This is a genomic window from Providencia sp. Marseille-Q8014 (assembly GCF_965112055.1).
On the sequence record NZ_CBCOPT010000001.1, the window covers coordinates 111,322 to 128,810 of the forward strand.

Here is a 17,489-nt window from a genome sequence, read left to right on the forward strand (position 1 = left end):
TGCTTTAAAAAATGTTGGGTAATTAGTGAGTTTTGCTTGGCTGTTAAGCGGCAAAGAAAAGCAGATAAATTAAACTGACAGCGACTAAGATGCTAAGTTGACTGATCTGTAAAAATTGCTTACGAATCCTATCGCATCGCAATATAACTTCAGGGTCAAAATGGTCGAGATAGTGTTTATTGTTGATATAACGAACGAGCTTTAATTGCTTGTTTAATTGACCATGAGTGGTGAAAAACCCATTACCATCAACGGACTGATAAAGTAAGGGATCAGTATCGCGTAGGATATAAAGCAAAACGCGAATAGAAGAAAAATAGCGTATCATATTGATGATACATAAGATGCATAAGGCCCAAAACAAGGCAACCATACTGAACATACTCACCTCCTTAGGTATATCAGCTTGCGCTGTTGTTACAAAGGAAATAAAGCAAACACAGTGTAAACCAATTTATTATCCATTGTAGGATAATGCGCGGCCTAAAAAAAGTACAAATAGAAGTATTTTTGAGCGATCTTTATTGCTATTTGAGTGAAAAAGAAAGTGAAATTGGGTGGAAAAGCGTAATGTTAGGATGAATGGCTAAGAATTTAGTTATTACTTGTTTATATTGAAAAATATCACACATCATTCTTGTTTATATATTAATATTGGATAGATGATGTTATTGTTTTCTAAAATATTATGTGATGAAAGATTAACGCGTCTAATCTGCACAGATGTGATCAAAACGACACTCATGTGCCATAGTATGCGGGTATAGTATTTATAAGCGATTGGTGAGTTAAGAGGCTAAACTCGCATAGGCTCTTAACTTATCACAAAATCAGCATTCGGAAGGAGTTGACTTTATGGCGTACAAACATATTCTCGTAGCGGTAGATTTATCACCTGAAAGTAAAGTATTACTGGATAAAGCCGTATCAATGGCAAAACCTTACGGGGCTAAAGTATCCATGATCCATGTTGATGTGAATTACTCAGATCTTTACACCGGTTTAATCGATGTGAATTTGGGCGACATGCAGCAACGTATTACGGACGAGACTCGTAACGCTTTAAAAGATCTTTCTGCTGGTGCAGGTTATGAGATCCAAGAAACATTGAGCGGTAGCGGTGATTTAGGCCAAGTTTTGGTTGATGCAATCAAAAAATACGATATGGACTTAGTCGTGTGTGGTCATCACCAAGATTTCTGGAGTAAGTTGATGTCTTCGGCTCGCCAGTTGATCAATACAGTTCATGTTGATATGTTGATTGTGCCACTGAATGACGATGAAGAATAATCGATTCAGTTAAAAATGAAAAATTATTCGCTAAAAACGCTTGCTTATGCAGGCGTTTTTTTTGCTAAAAAAAATTTAAATTAAGTTAACTATTGTAGGGTCAAGAAATTTTTTTGCGTTAGAGTAAAAAAAAAGCTTGAAACTTGAATACAAACTAATGATATATTCAATAGGCAAATGCACATCAACCTCACATTTCCTAAAAAATTATCACAAGAAAGAGTGAGGAATATCACAACAAAAAATTTAAAAAGGAAGGCGCCGATGAGTTCATTATCATCATTTCTGGAGTCTGTACAAAAAAGAGATCCTCAGCAACCTGAATTCCTACAAGCTGTCCGTGAAGTGTTTACCTCGCTTTGGCCATTCTTAGAAAATAACCCTAAATATCGTGAGCAAGCACTACTTGAACGTTTCGTAGAACCGGAAAGAGTGATCCAATTCCGTGTCTGTTGGGTGGATGATCAAGGCAAAGTACAGGTAAATAGAGCTTGGCGTGTGCAATATAGCTCTGCAATCGGCCCATTCAAAGGCGGTATGCGTTTTCACCCTTCAGTTAACCTCTCCATTCTAAAATTTCTTGGCTTTGAACAAACATTGAAAAATGCATTGACGACATTGCCAATGGGGGGAGGTAAGGGAGGTTCTGACTTTGATCCAAAAGGAAAAAGTTATGGTGAAGTCATGCGTTTCTGCCAATCATTAATGACCGAATTATATCGCCATTTAGGGGCGGATACTGACGTACCTGCTGGTGATATCGGTGTTGGTGGCCGTGAAGTTGGCTTTATGGCAGGCATGATGAAAAAGCTTTCTAATGACACCTCATGTGTCTTTACTGGCAAGGGACTTTCTTTCGGTGGAAGCTTAATTCGCCCAGAAGCAACCGGTTACGGCCTTGTCTATTTCACAAATGCGATGCTAAAACGTCATGGGTTAGGTTTTGAAGGAATGCGTGTTGCGGTATCGGGGTCTGGTAACGTCGCTCAATATACCATTGAAAAGTGCATGGAACTGGGAGCAAAAGTTGTTACTGCTTCTGACTCAAACGGTACGGTGGTCGATGAAGCTGGCTTTACACCAGAAAAGCTTGCTCGTTTAGAAGAAATCAAAAATAGCTATGGTCGTGTTGAGGCCTATGCAAAAGAGTTTGGTTTAACTTATTTGGCTGGTAAGCAACCATGGTGTGTACCTGTTGATATTGCTCTACCGTGTGCGACTCAAAATGAGTTAGATCTTGAAGCGGCGGAGCTACTAATCAAAAATGGTGTTAAAGCCGTTGCTGAAGGGGCAAATATGCCAACAACCATCCCAGCTACAGAGCTTTTCCTTGAAGCTGGTGTATTGTTTGCGCCAGGTAAAGCGGCGAATGCCGGTGGTGTTGCAACGTCAGGTTTAGAAATGGCGCAAAATGCGGCTCGCATGGGATGGAAAGCCGAAAAAGTGGACGCGCGTTTACACCATATTATGCTGGATATCCACAATCACTGTGTCGAGTTTGGTGGTGAGGCAAAACAAACTAACTATGTACAAGGTGCAAACATTGCGGGCTTTGTTAAAGTCGCAGATGCAATGCTCGCACAGGGTATTTTGTAATTATTTAGTTTAAACATACGCGAAAGGGCGGAGATAACAGTAATATACGCCCTTCGTCGTTATGTTTTAATACAGGGATAAATATCGAATCGATGATTTTTGGTTAAGACCGCGGAAGGGGCTTTTTGACCAGCAAGGGGCTCAGCATAATCAGGTCGCTTCACCACGACACGACGTTTAGCTAAGGCTAAAGCGGGAGCAATTTTTGTTGACCACTGCACTCATTATTAATCATGGTCGTCATGGAATTCCGTAGATTGAGTCAAAATGATATCGGTAATCTCATAAGCCATCTTTTGCGTGTCGAAATCTTCAATATTTGCCAAAACAGCGACAGTTAAGCCTAAATCAGGTAAACGTAAAAAATAGGTAACCCAGCCATCCCAGCCTCCTGAATGCTCGAAATGTGTGATGCCGAAGTGTTGTGAAATAATAATGCCATAGGCATATTTTTGATGGTGTTCAATGGCTTTACCTATCCTATTTCTAGCCGGTAATGCCTGAAGCATTTTCTCGACTAGTGCTTTGCCTCTGGCTTTACCACTGGTGTCATTTTCACCCCATTTCATTAAATCTAAAACATTTGAATGAACAGCACCATTACCGGTTTGAGTCTAAAGACTTTCACTTAATTGATAGCCACATGCATTGTTTTCACGGTACCCACGAGCAATTGTGGTGTGGACGGGGTACGATCCCACTATAAAGGTATTATCCATTTGTAATGGTTTGAAAATAGCCCGTATTACAATAATCAAATTGTGTTCCAACAGGGAAAAGAGGGTTGGGATAAGCAATGAAGTCCGCTAAGCTTTCCGTTGGTAGAGATCGACTTGCTGCTTGAATTGGAATCGGTGTTTATTGTTCAAGCATGGCACCCACGGTTAGACAGGGATCTAGCACATCAATGGCTGCGGCATACTATTAAACAGTACTTTTTAAATCGAGAGTGATTTTCTGTAGTGTTAGCTAATTAAGCATATCAATGAGTATTACTTTATATTTGATTTAGCCGTTTAACGTGATGACTTGGTTAGAAGCTCACCATAATACGATCAGCTTCTAGAGCCTATTTAATGAGTTATTCCAAAGTGCCTATTTCTTTTGGCAATGTATTGGCTACATCTGAAAAGCTTGGTAGATGGCCCATACATCAGGATCACCAATTACAAAAATATATTTCTTGGCGCGTGTTAGAGCGACATTAACTAGGTTGGGCTTACTCGCTGCCCATTGTGCGCCACCCTCTTCACCGATACTGCAACCGAGTACAAAAATAACGGTATCATTTTCTTTACCTTGTAAGGTATGCACGGCGCCAATCTTATGTTTGGCCCAATGGTTGACCTTTTCTGGTGTGATTTTAATCACTGGCTGTTGTATAGCTGGTAGATCTGTTTCCTTGAGTAATTCAATTAATGCAGTTTTAACCGCATTAAAAGGTGTGATCACATAAATAGATTGTAGCGTAATATTTTCCTGCATTAGGCGAGATAATAACATGAATAGGCCTTTGCCATGGCTATCTCGGTATTGTTTATTACCCGTATTCCCCTTTGATACAACTTCATGGTTTTTGAGCTTGTCATTGATGGAGAGGCTGAGAATGTCGTCCTTTGAATCCGCATGGGTCATACGGTCATTGTCAGTCCTATTATTGGCAAGGCTGAACATAGGTTCAATACAATGGCGGTGTACCCATAAAAGAATACCAATCCAAATCGGGTTATTCATGACTTCTAACTGACAGCCCCATGAATTGATGTGATCCGCAATTTGTTGGATTGAGAAAGTTTGTGGGTTCCAATGGCAAAGATGGTTACTTCTTCATTACTGAAACGTTGTTCGCACTCTTCTTTAGCTTGCCCTGTTTCTGAACCGACAATATCTTGAATGAGCGAATTACTTAGATTTTTATCAAACTCACCAAGGTAAAGAATAAATACGGTTGTTTTAGGCATTTTATATTGCTCTCGGTATTTATCACAAAGCCAAGGTAATTGGTTGTTCTTGTTTTCTGTAAGCACTTTTCGGGATATAGATAATTTTTTCTTGTGATTAATATCGGGCGAATAAGGGTAAAAAAATGCTATACGTTGCCAACCACTTAAAATATCTATTGGTAGAGGTTTCGAATGCCTATTTTTCCATTTGTCATTGTTTAAAATATTTTAATAGTTACCAAGATTAACTTAAATTAAATGAATTTTATAGACTTCACGTTATGAATGCTCTCGGCCTAAAACTGTAGTGAGTGAGGGTATTTATAAAGAAGAGAGAAGGGAAATTGGTTACCCGTAGCGCTGGTGAGTATTTGAAATAAAACAGCTAACTAAGAGAAGTTATAGTTAGCTGTTAATTGAGGATTACTTAGCGATTAATTCGCCAATTTTTACTGCTGCCCAGCCCGCAGGTGTGGTTGCTCCACCCACGATATTGGTCATTTCTGAAATTCCTTCTGGTACTGGGATATTCGAATTCACCGCAGCTTGCGTATATTCCGTGGAAATATCGGTTCCCACATAGTAAATGGATGTTAGGACTAATGTGCCACAGATAAACATTCTAAACATATTACGCTTACAGAATGGTGTCACCATAGCTAATAAAAACATCAATGAAGCAAGGTCAACGAAAGGTAATACTTTGTTGCCCGGTAGTACGAAAGCTAACACAATCGCCATTGGGATCAGTAATAGCCCAGTTGCCAACACGGAAGGCTCACCAATTAACAGTGCAGTATCCATGCCAATATAGAAATCACGGTTAGGGAATTTCTTTTTCAATTTTGCTTCAACGGCATCGCGAACAATTAACAGACCTTGGACTAAAATTTCGATCATTTTAGGCAGGAGTAACATTGCCGCAGACACGGTCACGGCGAGTGCAACAGATTCACTGATAGGATAGCCTGCCATCAATGCTAATACCAAACCTAAAATAAAGCCTAATGTTAATGGTTCACCGAATACACCGAATTTTTTATTAATCGTTTCGGGTTCGAGGTTAATTTTATTTAACCCTGGAATTTTCTCGATAATATAGTTTGTCACGATGCCAAACGGTACATACATAATACAAGTCAGATGAGGGAAGGAAATGCCTTGTAAATTATAATTACGTTGTAGATAAGGTGCAGTAATATCTGCCGCAACCAAAGTGGCAATAAAGATCACATAAGTGATACCAATTGATAGCCAGTAGCTTTCAGTACCCGCATACACTACAGAACCGACTAATAAAAATATCCAATAGTTAAAGATATCAATATTAATGGTTTTTGTGAGCTTAAATAAAACCATCACTAAGTTGATCGCAATAAAGCCTAGTACAACTGGCACCATAATCGGTGAGCCCCAGCCAATGGTGGAGGCAGTAGGCCAACCCGTATCAACCACGGTAAGGTTTAAACCCATCTTTTCAACCATCGATTGCGAGGCGGGTCCTAAATTCGATAGTAATAAGTTGATGACTAAGCCAACACCAACAAAACCGATGCCGACTAACATACCCGCTTTAAAAGCGGTGCCTACGCGAACGCCAAAACATAATGCAATAATGAAAAATATTATTGGCATCATAACCGATGCGCCCAGCCCGATGATATTGTTGATTATATCCATGTCTTTCTCCCAATACTCGTCATATTTCGCGCTGTGGCGTTGTTGGCTTCATTCACGAACCCTAGTCACATACTTTTGTATGCTCCTAGGGATCCGCTCAATCGCCGCCTAGCCACAACACGAACTATTTAGAGTATTTATATGCTCGTCATATTTCGCGCTGTGGCGTTGTTGGCTTCATTCACGAACCCTAGTCACATACTTTTGTATGCCCTAGCGACTCGTTTGCTTGTCGCCTAGCCACAACGCGAACTATTTAGAGTATTTATATGCTCGTCATATTTCGCGCGGTGGCGTTACTATCTTCATTTACGAACCCTAGTTACATACTTATGTATGCCCTAGCGACTCGTTTGCTTGTCGCCTAGCCACAACGCGAACTATTTAGAGTATTTACCTACTGCGTATTGAATAAAAAAATAAACCTGATAGTGAAATAAGTTGTGGTTTATAATTACTCAAAATACATAAGGTTGTTTTTGTAGGGTATAGGGTGGCCCTGACAGGTTTCACCCTATCGTTTATTTTTTATATTTTTTGCCGATGTTCTTTTCGTTAAATTAATTATTTTTGTTGTTTTAAAAATATCTCAGCAAATAGTTTTGGCGTATTGCTGAATGCATCTAAAGTACTACCTGCCATATGCGGTGTGATGGTCACATTGTCTAATAAATAAAATTCGCTCTCCTCTTTTAATGGCTCATCATCAAAGGTATCGATAGCGGCACCCATAATGCGTTTTTCTTTGAGTGCTTGCAGCAAATCACGCTCATTAATTAAACCTGAGCGCGCGGTATTCACTATTACGGCGGTGGGTTTCATTAATTTAAAGTGTTTTTCGTTGATCAAGTTTTGTGTTTCTGGGGATAAACGTGCGTGTAGCGAAATAATGTCGGCAACTTTAACCAAATCTTCAAGTGAATCAACTTTGGTGTAACCGTCAACAGCGTCAACGTATTTATCGTAAAATATGACGTTGGTATCAAAGCCTTTAAGGAATTTAGCCACCAGTTGAGCAATATGGCCAAAGCCAACTAACCCAATGGTTTTTCCACCAATTTCTGGGATCACATCCGCGTTGACGAAATCTTTACGCCAATATTTATCCTTCAATGCATCATGTGCACGTGCAATATTACGTGTTTCAGCCAACATCATGCCAACCGTAAATTCAGCCACACTGCGTGCATTACGCCCTGGTGTATTCATTACTTTAATGCCTTTGTTCTCGGCATATTCTTTATTGATATTTTCAATGCCACCACGCAATACACCGATATATTTCAGTTTTGGTAGTTTATCGATTACTGCTTTATTCACAGGGGCGAACTGGGTGATCACTAACTCAACATCTTGTAAATCCGCATATAAATCCGCTGGTAAAATCACCGCTTCCGCACCGTGTTGCTCAACTTGCAAGTTATCTTCTTGCAGTTTTTCAATAGAAGGGTGTGCCCACTGACGAACGATAACCTCATAACCTTGTTGGCGTAGCTTTTCTAGCCCAGCCTCCATGGTTGGTTTATCAATAAATAAATCCGCAATTGCCAGACATTTCATGTTGTTCTCCAAAATTTTTTGTTGCCCTATGGGCTTAGCGCATTAACATCCCACCAGTCACATCAATGGTTGCTCCCGTCATATAACTGGCTTTTTCTGAAACCAAGAACACCCCAATATCCGCGATTTCAGCAGGGGAGGCGACACGCCCAACAGGAATTCGGTTCAGATAATATTGTGGGTCTTTCTCTAGGTTGCCGCGGATCATTTCAGTATCCATAATGCCAACTGCAATGTTGTTAACATTAATGCCTTGTTTGGCAACCTCACGCGCCAGTGATATTGAAAAGGCGACTAAGCCCGCTTTACTGGCGGCGTAGTGTGAGTGACCAGTCGTTGAACCATGAAACGCTGCTTGCGAGGTAATGTTGAGCACTGAGCCAGTGATTTGCTTATTTGAACATTGATTGATAAATAATTGGCTTAAATGGAAAACGGATTTTAGGTTGATGTTCATCACGTTATCCCACTCTTCCAGTGTAATATCTGCGACCATCCCTGTCGGCCAAATACCTGCATTATTAATCAGGATATCGAATTGTTTGAAATGGGTGAGCCCCTGCTCAAATAATGCATCAATCTCTTGGCTGTCGCCTAAGTTGGTTCGGATAGCAACTACCTCAGTCCCATCTAAACCATTTAGCGCCTCAACTAGCGCTAATGCGGCTTCTGGATGGCTACGATAAGTAAAGCAGACGTTAACGCCTTCTTTTACCAGCGATTGCACCAGCTCACGTCCTAGTCCAGTCGCCCCACCAGTGACCAGCGCATTTTTACCGTGTAAATTGAGTTCCATGAACAACTAACTCCTTATTTAAGCATCAATGGTTTGCTGGGGGTTATGTGATTTCCATGTCGGTTGCATATCATCTAACATGCGTTTGTACATGGCGTATTTTTTGGCATAAACCGCTTGTTTATCCGTTTGTGGATGGATCACTTCAGACACTTTTACCATCGCATCACAAGCCGCAAAAACATCGGGGAAATAGCCTTCCATCACCGCTGCGGTCATGGCGGCACCAAGGGTACCGTGCTCTTTCACATCAACGATTTCTAATTGGCTCTGGAAGATATCGGCAAAAATTTGTAGCCAAACGGGTGAGTGAGTAATACCGCCCGCGATGCGGATCACATTGCTCAACTGTGGATTAATACGGCGCAGCCGCTCGACATGATAAAGGTGACTGAATGCAACTCCTTCATAGATAGCACGGAGGAAGTGAGCGCGTTGATGGAAACTGGTGACACCAACAAAACCGGCAGTGGCATCTGGAATGGTGTTGGAACCAAAAACAAACGGGAAGAACATCAATTGGCTTTCATCTGGCGTGGTGGAAGCCACTAATTGGTTACACAGTTCATACACTGAACTGCCTTTGGCTTCTTCAAGCTGCTTATCTGCCGCCATAAATTGGGTGATAAACCATTCTAAATTACTGGCAGATGTCGGGCTGGCTTCAGTAATTTGCCAACGATTTTCCATCGGGTAAATCGACGTCATAAACAAATCTTTATCAACCACCGGTTTGTCGGTGACGTATTCGTTGATGCTCCAGGTTCCTGCAACAATCGCCAATTTGTTGATTTGGTTGATACCTGAAGCCAATGACGAAGCGGAAATATCAAAGATGCCACCTGAAACTGGCGTGCCTGCTTTAAGGCCAGTCAGTGCAGCGATTTCTTCTGTGATACGGCCACAACAATCAGTTGATAGCTTGATTGGCGGTAGTTTATCTTTCCACGATAGCCCACCCCAGAAAGCGAGTAGTTCATTGTCGTAGCAACGATCGCGTACGTTAATCAAGTTAGTACCTGAGATGTCGGTCAGCTCTTGTGTGGCTTCACCCGTCAAATAAAAGCGGATCAGATCTTTCACCATAAAGATGTAACGCGCCTTTTCTAGTGTTTCAGGTTCATTATCTTGCAGCCAAGCGAGTAGGGCGACAGGTTGGCCTGCCCAAATCGATTGCATGGTTTTAGGTAGAATTTCACTTTCGAATTTAGGTGATTGATACCATTGTTCAACATATTTTTTGGCACGATTATCTGTTGAAATAATGCCATTACGAGTGGGTTTTCCCTGCTCATCAACTAAATAGAGACCATTGCCATGACCGGTTACTGAGATGCCAATAATATCGGCAGCATCAATAACTGATTTTTTAAGTACCTCTTTGATAACGAGTAAATTAGATTGCCATAACTCCTCAATATCCCTTTCAGTAAAAAAGGGTTTTGGGGTGATCATCCGAGTGGTATTGGACGCAATAGCCAGTACTTGGCCTTCGAGGTTATAGATAGCAGCCTTGGTCACAGTGCCGCCATTATCAATTCCTAAGATATATTTTTTCATGGAACTCCTCTAACCCTTCATATTTCGCACCACAGCGTCGTTGGCTGTATTTGGCTACCCGAGTCACATACTTATGTATGCTCCCTGGGATATCCTCATTTACCGCCTAGCTGTAGCACGAACTATTTTGGGTGGCTGTTACACCACAGATATTTCATACAACAGCTCTATTGTTTTATGTTGAATCGCTGTAGAGCGTATATTTTGGGTTTATCATTATTTTAATTATTTGAGTTGTAATGGTGTTGGCGTAGGGTTTACAACTCAAACTTTAATTACCACAATGTATGTTCACTGGTGGTAATGCCGTTAAAACCGGTATAAAAAATCTTTTCAACTAAGTATTTTCGTTTAACAAAGCCACCTGCAATAAATTGCGTATTGGCTTGGTTAAAACTGCGTTTTAATAAATCAAAACAGGTACAAGCATATTCAGCAGGTAATAACTCGATCGCATCGACATCCACGGAATAGTTTTTGACCATATTACTGGCCTGTTCTAGTGAGCGTGAATCAACGAGTAATACGCGAAAGATGGTGTCTAACCCTTCTTTTTTTGCGTAACGTAGGGCGGTAAAATTTGATGAAATAACACCATCCACCTTATAAAAATTCTTTAATACGGTGACGCCAGCTTGGTCAGGTTTAAATCCACCTAATAACTCCAAATGGACTAACACCTTTTTTCCCGCTTTATGGCATTTCCCAATCATCGACTGTAAATTGCCGATATCGGCGTCCGGCAATAAGATATATTCAGAGTGGCTAGCAAGTGCGCGCTCGAAATATTTATAGTTGCGAACCGATGGGATGATGGTGTTATTTAAATTCATGCTAATAATTCCTAATTTTTATTTTGATAGAGCGCAAATGCCTCTTCAGGTGATGCACCGAGATGGATGATAGCGTTAAGGCCAGCCACCATCGCGACAGGGTTAGGGTCTTGAGTGATGTTACGGCCGACAGCAACGCCTTTGGCTCCCATCTTCATACAGTGTTCAACAAATTTGAAATAACTCAGTGTATCGGTTTTTGGTCCACCGAGTGCTAAAACCGGTACCATTGATGCTTCGACAATCAAATAGTCGTCTGGTGTGCCAGAAAAACGTGTTTTGATGATATCTGCCCCTAACTCAACCGCAATACGCGCAGAGTCAGCAATCACTTTGGCTTCATTGGATTCAGGGCTCGTGACTGCATAGCCGTATGGCAGTGATTCAACGATAAATGGCATATTCCATTGCTCAGCTTGTTTGACCAATCTTGCCGTCATAGCGTGAGTTTTCTCTTCATTAAATGCGCCCGGGAAGGTCATGCATACCATGCCATCAGCACCTATTTTCAGTGCTTCTTCGGCACCAAAAACTTGTTGGGTATCAGGCACGCTGTTGTCATACACATTTACCGTAGAATCAACACGTAGCACGATTGAAACATCATTAAAGGCATCTGCATAGTTTCTTGCCATACCATAAGTGATTAAGGCGCAATCTAAACCGTTAGCAGCCAGTTCAGGCATTTTCTTGATGGTGTTATCGATGCCAGCAGTTTTGGTGGAGAAAAAATAACCGTCGAGTGCCAGTGTGACGGACTTACCATCTTTTGCAAAAATTTTGGATAAACGGCGTTGTTTAGACATAATATTTCCTTTATAAAAAATAAAAAAAGCCCTCAGAGACCGTTTTGATCTCTGAGGGCTTTCAGTTCACTGACCCTGTGGTTTTCTGTTTTTCTTTTCGGCTTAGAAAAATAGAAAACCTAATCGGTATTTGATGACTTCTTTTTCATACTGATAGGTAATTTTCTTATTAGATGATTTTAATCGGAAAATTAATCTGTCAGTCAGTTTATTAAAGTTAGCTGGGTGTAAATTAACTAAGTTTAATAAACTGGGTATGGTTATTATCTCTACCATACCCAAGTTTGCGTTGTCTAATGGATGTTGCAAAATTGTGATAAGTGTCGCGTTAAACTTTTTGACATATCATCAAAAATGGTGTGAAAGCCGTTGCTAAAGGGGCAAATATGCCAACAACCATCCCAGCTACAGAGCTTTTCCTTGAAGCTGGCGTATTGTTTGCGCTAGGTAAAGCGGCGAACACCGGTGGTGTTGTAACGTCAGGTTTAGAAATGCGCAAAATGCGGCTTGTATGGGTTGGAAAGCTGAGAAGGTTGATGCGCGTTTGCATCATATTATGTTAGATATCCATAACCACTGCGTCGAGTTCGGTGGTGAAGCCAAACAAACTAATTATATGCAAGGCGCAAGTGCAAGGCGCAAACATTGCGGGCTTTGTTAAAGTCGCAGATGCAATGCTTGCACAGGGTATTTTGTAATTATTTAGTTTAAACATACGCGAAAGGGCGGAGATAACAGTAATATACGCCCTTCGTCGTTATGTTTTAATACAGGGATAAATATCGAATCGATGATTTTTGGTTATGACCGCGGAAGGGGCTTTTTGACCAGCAAGGGGCTCAGCATAATCAGGTCGCTTCACCACGACACGACGTTTAGCTAAGGCTAAAGCGGGAGCAAGTAAAGCGTCAGCATCCTCATCAGCACCGACTAATGATTGAAAAACCCGCATTTCCTTTTTGACTAATGCACTCTTTTGCCGATGAGGGTACATCGGATCGAGATAAACCACATCGGGGGATGTTGTGATATCTGCTAATGCAGTAATACTCGAGGCATGGATCAGTGACATGCGTTGTTGTAGCCATTCTCCAATCTCACTGTCTTGGTAGCCACGTTGCAGTCCATCGTCCAAAAGTGCAGCAACCACAGGATGGCGCTCAAACATTTTTACATGGCAGCCTAGTGCAGCGAGCACAAAAGCATCTCGGCCAAGCCCAGCCGTTGCATCAATGACATTGGGCAAATAGTCTTTTTTGATGCCAACCGCTTTTGCTACCGCTTCACCACGCCCTCCACCAAACTTACGTCGATGGGCCATGGCACCAGAAACAAAATCGACAAAAATTCCACCCAGTTTGGGTTCATCTAATTTGCGTAGTTGCAAGTTTTCAGGCGTGAGAACGAGCGCCATAACGGCATCAGCGCAATGAGCAAGTTGCCATTTATCCGCAAGTTGAGAAAGGGTGCCTTGGTCGGCACCCTCTTCACAGATCAACTGGATCTTGATGTGATCAGCCATCGATACCATAGCTCTTCAACATCGCATCTAATTCAGGTTTACGACCGCGGAAACGCTCAAACAGTACCATTGGCTCCTCTGAGCCACCACGGCTCAGAATATTATCGAGGAATGATTGCCCTGTTTCTCGGTTAAAAATGCCTTCTTCTGCGAAGCGTGAATAAGCATCGGCTGCTAATACATCGGCCCATAGGTAGCTGTAATAACCCGCCGCATAACCTCCAGCAAAAATATGGCTAAAGGCATGTGGGAAACGGCTCCACTCAGGTGATGGTACAACCGCAACTTTTTCTTTGACCGCGTAAAGGGTTGGCATGACTTGCGCGCCTTTCGCAGGGTCATATTCAGCGTGTAAACGGAAATCAAACAAGCCAAATTCTAACTGGCGTAGTACAAACATTGCCGATTGATAGTTTTTGGCAGCTAACATGCTGTCGAGCATTTCACGTGGTAATGGTTCACCTGTTTCATAATGCCCAGAAATAAACTCTAGCGCTTCAGGTTCCCAGCACCAGTTTTCCATAAACTGACTAGGCAGTTCCACTGCATCCCATGGCACACCGTTAATACCCGCAACGTCAGCCACATCGATTTTTGTCATCATATGATGCAAACCATGACCAAATTCATGGAATAGGGTGATCACTTCATCATGGGTAAACAGAGCAGGTTTATCGCCAAGTGGTTTATTAAAGTTACAAGTTAAATAAGCAACAGGATTTTGCAATGAGCCATCTTTGTGAACCATTCTTCCTGCACAATCATCCATCCATGCCCCGCCACGTTTGTGTTCACGTGCATAGAGGTCTAGGTAGAAGCTACCGCGCAGGGTATGGGTATCATCATACAGTTCGAAGAAACGCACATCGGGATGCCATGTTTCAACGTCTTTGCGCTCTTTGGCGGTTAACCCATAAATACGATGAACGACTTCAAATAAGCCTTCAATCACACGTTGTTCAGGGAAATAGGGGCGCAGTTGCTCATCACTGAGAGAGAATTTGTATTGTTTCTGTTTTTCACTGTAATAAGCGAGATCCCAAGATTCCAGCTTCTCAACACCATAATGTTCTTTAGCGAATGCCGTTAATTCTGCTAATTCATTTTTACCTTGTTGATGTGCTCGATCAGCCAAATTCGTTAAGAAATCCAATACTTGTTCTGGCGATTCAGCCATTTTCGTTGCGAGTGATTTTTCAGCAAAGTTTTTAAAACCAAGTAATTGCGCAAGTTCATGACGTAGTGCCATCAACTCATCGATAAGTTCACTGTTATCCCATTTTCCCGCATTTGGGCCTTGATCTGATGCGCGAGTGCTGTAGGCATAACTCATTTCACGGCGTAATTCCGCGTTATCAGCATAAGTCATCACTGGCAAATAACTTGGCATATCTAGGGTGAGTAAATAGCCTTCTTCGCCCTTGGACTCCGCCATCGCTTTTGCTGCGGCAATAGCGCTTTCCGGCATACCAGCCAGTTCGTTTTGATCTTTAATTAATTTTGTCCAACCCATTGTCGCATCAAGGACATTGTTGCTGAATTTAGAGGCAATTTCTGACAAACGTGCCACGATTTCGCCATAGCGTTGTTGTTTCTCAGGCGGCAGACCAATACCCGATAACTCAAAATCGCGTAGGGTATTTTCAATTGATTTTTTCTGCGGTTGGCTGAGTGAAGCGAAATGAGCACTGTCTTTCAGTGATTTATATGCCTGATATAGCGGCTCATGTTGGCCCATCCAAGTACTAAACTCAGAGAGCAGCGGTAGACATTTTTCATAAGCTTCACGTAGCTCTGGGCTATTTTTAACGGAATGAAGGTGCCCAACGGGTGACCACACACGGGAAAGTTTATCGCTTGCTTCTTCAAGAGGCTGACATAGGTTATCCCAAGTGTATTGATTGTTAGCTGACAGGATATTTTCGACAGTTTGACGATATTCAGTCAGAACTTGTTGAACCGCAGGAAACACATGCTCAGGTTCAATTTTAGCAAAATGAGGTAGTACAGAATCGGTTAATAATGGGTTTGTCATATAAACATCCTGTGATAGCAGGCTTGCGCTCGTAGGCCAAGGCTTACTGTAGTGACAATAAGTTAAACGGCTGACCCTCAGCTTAACGAAAGCAGCACGCCACTGTGAATATGTAAAATTATATGGGGGCGGAAATGAAAACCTCAATACACGATAGCGTTTTTTGTGCTTAATATTTATCAATAAATGTGACTATTTTATTCACTAAGCTTTGGAAAACAGACTATTCGGGCTATAATCGAGCTTCTACAGAAAGGAAGATCGTCGTCTCCGGTGAGGCGGCTGGATTTCAAATCCAGTTGGGGCTGCCAGCAGTCCCGGGCAGGTTCGACTCCTGTGATCTTCCGCCAAATCTACAATAATTCAGATTTCCTCTAATAGTGCTATTTAATTCATCATCTTAAATCTGTTTAACTAACTTCACTGTGGTTGCTTGCACCTGTAATTAGAATTTAGTAAATTAAATTTAAAATTTACTAAATAATGGGTGTTTTATGTTCAGCGACGATTTAATTGCATTAGCTTTAAAACTACTTTCATGTACCCAAAAGGACTTGGCAAACAATTTAAATGTATCATCAACACAAATCAGTAAATGGAAGAAAGGTGAGTATATGTCTCAGGACATGGAGGGACTTATTAGACAAAAATTAGGAATTGGAGATCTAAATCCTTCATTTATTTTATTAGTTGGCAGCGTAGATAATGCAAAAAAATGGCAAAAACTTATTTCATTTATGGCTGATTTAGCTCAGGAAAATGTAGAAACTGGATATGTAACAGCACCACTATTTGAGGAAACTGAGCTTTTAGCTTATGAGGTTATGCAGCTCTTTGTTAGCATGGGAGCTAAAATACCAGATCAATTTCCTAAAGAGCTAGACATAGATTTTGATGATGCCGAAAAATATGAAGAAATTGATGACTTGCTTGATGATAATCAATATACGATTACAATCAAAAAAATATTTAATGCATGGAATGATGTATATGGATTTTATGTGGCTTATATTTATGATTTAATGATGAATGATTCATTAGATCTTTATAATACCGATGCAGTTAACATAGAATCTGAATTATTGTCTCTAGCTGCCACTAAGGTGGATATCGATATTTCTTTTGCACCAAAACTTCGTGAATTTATTTTTCAAACGAACAATGATTATACAAATTGGATCAATATCGTTAAAAATAAGGCATTTCAAGCAGGTATACCTTTGAGAGCTGAACTACTAAATTTAGTGAATAAAGATCATAATGAGTTAGGTTGTGAGGCAGAGGCTGAAAGCCTTGGTTTTAATAACAATCGTATTCATCCTGATATTTATATGAATGAAATACTGATAGGAATACGTTTGATCCATCAAGTTTTACCCAAAATAATGGAAAAATTAGAAATTGATGATTTCGTCGTTGATAATTCAGATTTGAGACTTTGATTTACTGGCATCGCGATGATTTAATCATTATTTGTATCTCCTATTCATGCCGTTAATGAATGGGAGTGAAAATTAATTTATCGTTCTAGCTGACTTATTTATTTTTTATGCGTATGCTTGTTTTTTGTAAATTGGAATTTAAGAAATGTGAATAATAAAACTCCATTTTTTATTCTACTTAGATATATTTTTATTTTTGAAATAATATTTTTTATGTTTCCTTCGGAAGGAAAGAAAGCTGTAATTAATGCAAGCAGGAAGAATATCAAGCTTGTGATTTCTAATGATGATATATTTTCCATACAACTTTTCCCACATCCAGAGCCACTCGCAGAAATTCCTGGTGCAATAAGTGCTATAAAACCATTAAATATACCTATAACAATAAAGATTAAAACCAGTAATATTTTCATTACACCTCTCATT

General features: G+C 40.8%; 15 protein-coding genes, 1 tRNA gene and 3 pseudogenes. 5 read left to right on the forward strand and 14 right to left on the reverse strand.

Annotated elements, in window-relative coordinates; all coding sequences use genetic code 11:
* Nucleotides 1-43: 43 nt before the first annotated feature.
* Nucleotides 44-382, reverse strand: coding sequence for a universal stress protein UspB (uspB, locus tag ACWPW6_RS00460; RefSeq protein WP_154623236.1), 339 nt, complete (start codon nucleotides 380-382; stop codon nucleotides 44-46).
* Between the two features lie 473 nt (nucleotides 383-855).
* On the opposite strand from uspB, the gene uspA reads away from it, so the two are divergent.
* Together uspA and gdhA are read left to right on the forward strand one after the other, a co-directional pair.
* The gene (uspA, locus tag ACWPW6_RS00465; RefSeq protein ID WP_047756456.1) at nucleotides 856-1,290 is read left to right on the forward strand and encodes a universal stress protein UspA; all 435 of its coding nucleotides are present in this window, start codon (nucleotides 856-858) and stop codon (nucleotides 1,288-1,290) included.
* Between the two features lie 264 nt (nucleotides 1,291-1,554).
* On the forward strand, nucleotides 1,555-2,886 hold the full coding sequence (gene gdhA / locus ACWPW6_RS00470) for an NADP-specific glutamate dehydrogenase (protein ID WP_154624239.1): 1,332 nt from the start codon (nucleotides 1,555-1,557) through the stop codon (nucleotides 2,884-2,886).
* A 59-nt stretch (nucleotides 2,887-2,945) separates the two neighbouring features.
* Here the strand turns inward: gdhA and ACWPW6_RS00475 are convergent.
* From ACWPW6_RS00475 to ACWPW6_RS00520, 10 genes and pseudogenes are all read right to left on the reverse strand, one after another.
* Nucleotides 2,946-3,089: pseudogene (locus tag ACWPW6_RS00475) on the reverse strand (class I SAM-dependent methyltransferase); the annotation flags it as partial.
* Between the two features lie 24 nt (nucleotides 3,090-3,113).
* Nucleotides 3,114-3,479: pseudogene (locus ACWPW6_RS00480) on the reverse strand (serine hydrolase); the annotation flags it as partial.
* Between the two features lie 526 nt (nucleotides 3,480-4,005).
* Entirely contained in the window at nucleotides 4,006-4,620 is a 615-nt protein-coding gene (locus tag ACWPW6_RS00485) for an AAA domain-containing protein (RefSeq protein ID WP_249999581.1), read from the reverse strand.
* Nucleotides 4,621-4,625: 5 nt separating this feature from the next.
* Nucleotides 4,626-4,847: a hypothetical protein gene (locus ACWPW6_RS00490; RefSeq protein WP_196713935.1), complete on the reverse strand. Its 222-nt coding sequence runs from the start codon at nucleotides 4,845-4,847 to the stop codon at nucleotides 4,626-4,628.
* 405 nt (nucleotides 4,848-5,252) lie between these two features.
* A complete protein-coding gene (locus ACWPW6_RS00495) occupies nucleotides 5,253-6,509 on the reverse strand; it encodes a PTS galactitol transporter subunit IIC (protein ID WP_154624588.1) in 1,257 nt (418 codons plus the stop codon).
* A 564-nt stretch (nucleotides 6,510-7,073) separates the two neighbouring features.
* Nucleotides 7,074-8,069 carry a 2-hydroxyacid dehydrogenase gene (locus ACWPW6_RS00500; RefSeq protein WP_060561511.1) on the reverse strand — a complete coding sequence of 332 codons (996 nt, stop codon included), beginning with the start codon at nucleotides 8,067-8,069 and terminating at the stop codon, nucleotides 7,074-7,076.
* Nucleotides 8,070-8,103: 34 nt separating this feature from the next.
* Nucleotides 8,104-8,865, reverse strand: coding sequence for an SDR family NAD(P)-dependent oxidoreductase (locus tag ACWPW6_RS00505; protein WP_163860480.1), 762 nt, complete (start codon nucleotides 8,863-8,865; stop codon nucleotides 8,104-8,106).
* 18 nt (nucleotides 8,866-8,883) lie between these two features.
* A complete protein-coding gene (locus ACWPW6_RS00510; RefSeq protein ID WP_072502633.1) occupies nucleotides 8,884-10,425 on the reverse strand; it encodes an FGGY-family carbohydrate kinase in 1,542 nt (513 codons plus the stop codon).
* Nucleotides 10,426-10,700: 275 nt separating this feature from the next.
* Entirely contained in the window at nucleotides 10,701-11,258 is a 558-nt protein-coding gene (locus ACWPW6_RS00515; RefSeq protein ID WP_004916012.1) for a glycerol-3-phosphate responsive antiterminator, read from the reverse strand.
* Between the two features lie 11 nt (nucleotides 11,259-11,269).
* On the reverse strand, nucleotides 11,270-12,064 hold the full coding sequence (locus ACWPW6_RS00520) for a class I fructose-bisphosphate aldolase (protein ID WP_154624591.1): 795 nt from the start codon (nucleotides 12,062-12,064) through the stop codon (nucleotides 11,270-11,272).
* Nucleotides 12,065-12,408: 344 nt separating this feature from the next.
* Between ACWPW6_RS00520 and ACWPW6_RS00525 the strand changes: the two are divergent.
* Nucleotides 12,409-12,762 (forward strand): annotated as a pseudogene (locus ACWPW6_RS00525) (NADP-specific glutamate dehydrogenase); the annotation flags it as partial.
* 59 nt (nucleotides 12,763-12,821) lie between these two features.
* Here the strand turns inward: ACWPW6_RS00525 and rsmJ are convergent.
* Nucleotides 12,822-13,586: a 16S rRNA (guanine(1516)-N(2))-methyltransferase RsmJ gene (gene rsmJ, locus ACWPW6_RS00530; RefSeq protein ID WP_196713933.1), complete on the reverse strand. Its 765-nt coding sequence runs from the start codon at nucleotides 13,584-13,586 to the stop codon at nucleotides 12,822-12,824.
* The gene (gene prlC, locus ACWPW6_RS00535; RefSeq protein WP_154624688.1) at nucleotides 13,579-15,621 is read right to left on the reverse strand and encodes an oligopeptidase A; all 2,043 of its coding nucleotides are present in this window, start codon (nucleotides 15,619-15,621) and stop codon (nucleotides 13,579-13,581) included. The genes rsmJ and prlC overlap by 8 nt, the downstream gene beginning before the upstream one ends.
* 255 nt (nucleotides 15,622-15,876) lie before the next feature.
* Between prlC and ACWPW6_RS00540 the strand changes: the two genes are divergently transcribed.
* Nucleotides 15,877-15,971: transfer RNA gene (locus ACWPW6_RS00540), tRNA-Sec, on the forward strand.
* Between the two features lie 144 nt (nucleotides 15,972-16,115).
* Nucleotides 16,116-17,063: a helix-turn-helix domain-containing protein gene (locus ACWPW6_RS00545; RefSeq protein WP_249999583.1), complete on the forward strand. Its 948-nt coding sequence runs from the start codon at nucleotides 16,116-16,118 to the stop codon at nucleotides 17,061-17,063.
* 98 nt (nucleotides 17,064-17,161) lie between these two features.
* On the opposite strand, the gene ACWPW6_RS00550 is transcribed toward ACWPW6_RS00545, so the two are convergent.
* Complete coding sequence (locus ACWPW6_RS00550) at nucleotides 17,162-17,476, reverse strand: hypothetical protein (protein WP_249999585.1); 315 nt, start codon at nucleotides 17,474-17,476, stop codon at nucleotides 17,162-17,164.
* Nucleotides 17,477-17,489 lie beyond the last annotated feature (13 nt).